At 49.0% G+C, this 5,774-nt stretch carries 6 protein-coding genes; 5 read left to right on the top strand and 1 reads right to left on the bottom strand.

The window, feature by feature from the left end:
- From ACN0RF_RS13355 to maiA, 5 genes are all read left to right on the top strand, one after another.
- Window positions 1-429: response regulator (locus tag ACN0RF_RS13355; RefSeq protein ID WP_417439401.1), on the top strand; the 429-nt coding region annotated here is incomplete at its 5' end.
- Between the two features lie 337 nt (window positions 430-766).
- Entirely contained in the window at window positions 767-1,840 is a 1,074-nt protein-coding gene (gene hppD / locus ACN0RF_RS13360) for a 4-hydroxyphenylpyruvate dioxygenase (protein WP_417439402.1), read from the top strand.
- Window positions 1,833-2,963 carry a homogentisate 1,2-dioxygenase gene (locus tag ACN0RF_RS13365; RefSeq protein WP_261883298.1) on the top strand — a complete coding sequence of 377 codons (1,131 nt, stop codon included), beginning with the start codon at window positions 1,833-1,835 and terminating at the stop codon, window positions 2,961-2,963. The genes hppD and ACN0RF_RS13365 overlap by 8 nt, the downstream gene beginning before the upstream one ends.
- A 9-nt stretch (window positions 2,964-2,972) precedes the next feature.
- Entirely contained in the window at window positions 2,973-4,010 is a 1,038-nt protein-coding gene (locus ACN0RF_RS13370; protein ID WP_417439403.1) for a fumarylacetoacetate hydrolase family protein, read from the top strand.
- 26 nt (window positions 4,011-4,036) lie between these two features.
- Entirely contained in the window at window positions 4,037-4,693 is a 657-nt protein-coding gene (maiA, locus tag ACN0RF_RS13375) for a maleylacetoacetate isomerase (RefSeq protein WP_417439405.1), read from the top strand.
- Window positions 4,694-4,744: 51 nt separating this feature from the next.
- Here the strand turns inward: maiA and ACN0RF_RS13380 are convergent.
- A partial coding sequence (locus ACN0RF_RS13380; RefSeq protein WP_417439404.1) for an AMP-binding enzyme occupies window positions 4,745-5,774 on the bottom strand: 1,030 nt, incomplete at its 5' end.

The following is a 5,774-nucleotide window of genomic DNA, read 5'->3' on the forward strand; positions in this document are numbered from 1 at the left end:
CTACCTCAGTTTGAAGGTAAAGCGCTGGTGGTTGAAGATTCACGGGTGAATCAGCAAGTTGCCAAAATGATGATCAAAAAACTGGGTCTTGAAGTAGACATCGCAGAGAATGGCAAGATCGGCGTGGAGATGTATCAAAAAACTGATTACGAAATCGTGTTTATGGACTGTCAGATGCCTGTACTGGATGGGTTTGAAGCAACCAAAATGATTCGCGCCATAGAGGAAGGGTCTGAACGGCATGTGCCGATTGTGGCTTTAACTGCCAACGTGGTTCAAAGAGATAAACACCTCTGTTTCGAAGCGGGTATGGATGAGTTTATCGCTAAGCCTGTTAATCAGCATAAGCTACAGACTGCAGCCGAGAAGTTTTTGACAGTATCGAAGAAATCGCCAGACAAGGATGGTGTCGAGCAGCAAATCATCTAACTGTTTATTCATTGTAAGCGGGCCATATAAGACAAGTTGTATGGCCCGTTTTATTTTCGCTTTATTTTATTGTCAGCACGATACTGGATTTTGCAGATACGTCTCATGTAACAATTCATTCACACTTAGATTGCCGTGTAAACCCCACCTTTGCTCTTCAAGCGCTTGTTCGAGCTAGCTTTCAGCCTTCTCTTTTTTGGGTGTAACATTCTCTTTACATTCTTCGTGCTAAAGGGCGTTTTTGCTGATTTTGTTGAGGATTTTCAATCTCACAAGTTCTGTTCCAAGTTTAATTTAAGTGCGTTCTACGTGCTTCAATTCTAACAAGGAGAGAGACATGGTCGATAGCTACAACCCGTTAGGTACGGATGGTTTTGAATTCGTTGAGTACACAGCCGCTAATGATGAAGGGATAGAGCAACTTAAGGCGCTGTTTGTGTCACTGGGTTTTGCCGAGATTGCCAAGCACCGCTCAAAAGAGGCGTGGCTATATCGACAAGGGGACATCAGTTTTATCGTCAATGCGCAGCCTCATAGTCAAGCGGAGGAGTTTGCGAGAGTGCATGGCCCATCAGTCTGTGGCATGGCTTTTCGTGTTCATGATGCTAATGTGGCGCTGAAACAAGCACTGGTCAAAGGTGGAGAGGAGTACATCACTAATATTGGCCCGATGGAGCTCAGTATCCCTGCGATATATGGCATCGGCGAGAGCCTGCTGTATTTTGTTGACCGCTATGGAAAGCAGAGTATCTACGACGTCGATTTCCGTTTCTATGATGATGCGGACCACAGGCTAGCAGATGCCGATGTCGGTTTGTACGAGATAGACCATCTGACCCACAACGTGAAGCAGGGCAACATGGATTTATGGTCAGGTTTTTATGAGCGCATCGGTAACTTCAGAGAGATTCGCTACTTCGACATCGAGGGCAAACTCACTGGCCTTGTTAGCCGAGCTATGACCGCACCGTGTGGCAAAATCCGCATCCCAATCAATGAGTCTTCTGATGATAAGTCTCAGATTGAGGAGTTCATTCGCGAATACAACGGCGAAGGGATTCAGCACATTGCCCTGACTACTGACGACATCTATCAAACGGTTTCGACCCTGCGTGATCGAGGCATGGATTTTATGCCAACGCCTGACACCTATTATGAGAAAGTCGACCAGCGCGTTAAAGGCCATGGTGAAGATACCAGTCGCCTACGTGATTTGCGTATCCTGATCGATGGCGCACCTACCAAAGATGGCATTTTGCTTCAGATCTTCACGCAAACCGTAATTGGGCCGGTGTTCTTCGAGATCATTCAACGCAAAGGTAACGAGGGCTTTGGTGAAGGTAACTTTAAAGCGCTGTTTGAATCGATTGAAGAGGATCAGATCCGACGCGGAGTATTGACCGATGAGTAAATGGATCCCTTTTCCTCATCGTGAGGGCACTTGCTCTAAGCAAGCGCACGCCGACTTTCCTAAGGAGGCGATTTATGAACGCGAAGCTGGACGAAGCGGCTTCTTTGGCCCCGCTGCACATTTCCATCATCAACACGCTCCCACGGGTTGGTCGCAATGGGAGGGGGATCTACGTCCTCGCGCGTTTGACTTTACTCGCGTTGAATCCGCTATTCAGGCGTCGCCTTGGCAGGTGCCACATTTGTTGCACAATGTGGACTGCAAGATTCGGGTTTGGAAAGTTGAAAAGAGTATGGAGCACCTAGTCCGTAATGCCGATGGTGATGAGCTGTTATTCATTCATCAAGGCAGCGCGCATCTCTATTGTGACTACGGGCACTTAGAAGTGAGGGATGGTGACTACGTCATGATCCCGCGCTCCACCAGCTGGCGTTTAGAGCCAAATGAGCCGATGTTTATCCTGATGATTGAGAACACCGATGCTGCGTATACCTTGCCGGAGAAGGGCATGGTTGGCAATCATGCGGTGTTCGATCCTGCCGTGCTTGAGGTGCCTTCTATCGATGAGGCGTTTCAAGCTCAATACTCAGAAAACGAGACACAAGTTCATGTGAAGCGCCATGACCAGACTAGTGTGATCACCTATCCATTTAATCCGTTAGATGCGATTGGTTGGCATGGTGATCTGGCGGTTGTGAAGGTCAATTGGCGCGATATCCGACCTTTAATGTCACACCGTTATCACTTACCTCCATCTGCCCACACGACTTTTGTGGGAGCTGGATTTGTCGTGTGCACTTTTGTACCACGTCCGATAGAGAGTGACCCCGGTGCACTGAAAGTGCCGTTTTACCATAACAATGACGATTATGACGAAGTGCTTTTCTATCATGCGGGGGACTTTTTCAGTCGCGACAACATCGAGGCTGGGATGGTGACGTTCCATCCTGCAGGCTTTTCGCACGGCCCACATCCTAAAGCCTTCAAAGCGGGATTAGAGCACAAGAAAACCTTTACCGATGAAGTCGCCGTCATGATTGATACGCGTCATGCTTTATCGTTCGCTGATGAGCTTGATGCGGTAGAGAACAAACAGTATGTCTACAGTTGGCAAGAGAAGTAGGGAGCAAGGATGAAACTAGCAACAAAGAAAAATGGGACTCGCGACGGACTATTGATGGTCGTGAGCCGAGATCTCTCTCGATGTGTCCCTGCAACGGAGATTTTCCACGCTTTGCATCTCGCGCCGACGATGCAGACAGCCATGGATCATTGGCAACAGGTAGAATTACCACTGTCCGAATTGTATGAAGCACTCAACGATCAGGGCGTCGAACAGAGCGAACCTTTTGAGGAGGTTGGTTGTGAATCACCGCTGCCACGTGCCTACCAATGGGCGGATGGGAGCGCTTATGTTAATCATGTTGAATTGGTCAGAAAGGCGCGTGGTGCGGAGATGCCAGAGAGCTTTTGGAGCGACCCGTTGATGTATCAGGGTGGTTCCGACTCTTTCATTGGCCCTCGCGATGATATTGAATTTGCCAGTGATAAGTGGGGGATAGACTTTGAAGGGGAAGTCGCCGTAATTACTGGTGATGTGCCGATGGGCGCAAATCGCGCGCAGGCAGAGGCGTCGATTCGCTTGTTAATGCTGGTGAACGATGTCTCCTTGCGAGGATTAATCCCAGCCGAACTAGCTAAGGGTTTTGGTTTTTTCCAATCAAAACCCTCATCTGCATTCTCACCTGTAGCCGTTACCCCTGACGAGTTAGGTCAAGATTGGCATCAGAGCAAGGTGCATCTCCCTCTGATTTCGACCTATAACAATGAGCCGTTTGGTTGCCCCAATGCGGGGGTTGATATGACGTTTGATTTTGCGCAGCTGATTATGCATGCTTCAAAAACGCGTCCATTGTCGGCAGGTACCATCATAGGCTCTGGCACGGTGTCGAATAAACAAGGCACTGATCACGGCACGTCCATTCAAGAGGGCGGGGTTGGTTATTCATGTATCGCAGAGGTGCGCATGATTGAAACCATCCGCGATGGTCAACCTAAAACGCGCTTTATGACCTTTGGTGACTCGATCAAACTGGAGATGTTGAATAGGGAAGGGCAGTCGGTCTTCGGTGCTATTGATCAGCAAGTGATTAAGTATCAAGGCTCGTAAGTAGAGGGTAAGCGATGAGTGAAAGGATCAAGCTTTTCGGATATTGGCGATCATCGGCGGCTTATCGAGTCAGGATCTGTCTCAACCTAAAACAGCTTAGCTACCAGTCACAATCGATTCATCTGTTGCGTGAAGGCGGTGAGCAGCACAGTGCTGAATATCACCGCTTGAATGCCGCCGAGTTAGTGCCTGTGCTGGTGGACGGTGACATTTTCCTCAACCAATCTTTAGCTATCATTCAATATCTGGATGGCGAGTACCCCGCTAATTTGGTGATTCCGACGCAAACGCCGCTGCGCTATCAGGCATTGGCGTTAGCTCAAGACATCGCGATTGATGTTCATCCGCTTAACAATCTGCGCGTTCTACAATACTTGGAGCGAGAGCTTGGCTGTGAGCAATCAGCCAAGGTGAAATGGATGCACCACTGGATTGGGCAAGGGTTCTCGGCGCTTGAAGAGAAACTTGCACAGCATAGAGAGAGGCACGGTTCGTGTCGCTTCAGTGTGACTGATACACCTTCGATTGCTGATATCTGTCTGGTGCCACAAGTGTATAACGCACAAAGGTTTGGGGTAGATATGTCGCCTTATCCGCTGATTAACGCGATCGTTGCAGCGTGTAACCAACAGCAGGCCTTTGTTGATGCTCTGCCCGAGAACCAAGAAGACGCGGGCAGTTAATCTGAGGCATAATTAGCAACGAGATTGTAAAAGGGGTAGCCGTATGAGCGGCTATCCCTTTTTCGTAATGATTTGCTTTATCTCTTCTAGTACTTCGGCATTGGCGATCGCGCCTATATTCTCAACTTCACGCCCGTTAATGACCTGTTTGACCGCCAGTTCTACCAGTTTGCCTGAGCGGGTTTTAGGTATGTCACTAATCGCAAATATCTGGCTTGGGACATGTCTTGGTGAGCACGCCGATTTCAGACGACTCTTAATGTCGGTCTTTAAAGACTCGGTTAGCTCTGCTTGCGACTCTAGTTGAACGAACAGCCATATCTGTTCATTGCGGTCGACATCTTTACCGACGGCGATAGAATCGATGATACCATCCATAGTATTCACTTGCTGGTAGATCTCGGCAGTGCCAATTCTCACACCACCGGGGTTGAGTGTGGTGTCGCCTCTCCCATAAAACTGGTAGCCTGCGTGGGCGCTGCGTGCTACTTCGTCTCCGTGATGCCACACATTCTCGAACCTATCCCAATAAGTGTTGTGATAGTGCTCTCCGCTATCACTCCAGAAACCAAGTGGGAAGTTGGGGATCGAGTTGCAGCAAACCAGCTCGCCACGCTCGTTATTGACCTCGTGACCGGAAGCATTGAACACCTTAATGTCGACTCCAAGCCCTGCCTGTTGGCACTCACCACGATATACATCTGAGATAGGGTTGCCTAGTACAAAGCAGCCACAGATATCGGTGCCACCAGAAATCGACGCTAAATGCAGGTCGTGTTTGATGTGTTTGAAAACGTAATCGAACTGCTCAGGGTAGAGCACTGAACCGGTAGAGCAGAGCGTTTTTAGCGCGGGCAAAGCGGTGTGCTCTTCAGGGTGAAATGGAACCTTTTCGAGCGCTTCCAAATACTTCGCGGAGGTACCGAAAAGGGTTACGTCGGCTCGTGCAGCCAGATCCCATAATACGCTTGGATTTGGGCACATTGGGCTGCCATCGAATATCACCAAGCAAGCCCCACTCGCCAGTGCAGAGACATGCCAGTTCCACATCATCCAGCCACAGGTGGTGTAATAGAATACG

The organism is Idiomarina sp. (assembly GCF_048260185.1).
Classification (GTDB): domain Bacteria; phylum Pseudomonadota; class Gammaproteobacteria; order Enterobacterales; family Alteromonadaceae; genus Idiomarina.

Excerpts from the sequence above, each read along its gene's own strand:
- ACN0RF_RS13365 (WP_261883298.1), top strand. The coding sequence starts at position 1,833 with ATGAGTAAATGGATCCCTTTTCCTCATCGTGAGGGCACTTGCTCTAAG.
- hppD (WP_417439402.1), top strand. The coding sequence starts at position 767 with ATGGTCGATAGCTACAACCCGTTAGGTACGGATGGTTTTGAATTCGTT.
- ACN0RF_RS13370 (WP_417439403.1), top strand. The coding sequence starts at position 2,973 with ATGAAACTAGCAACAAAGAAAAATGGGACTCGCGACGGACTATTGATG.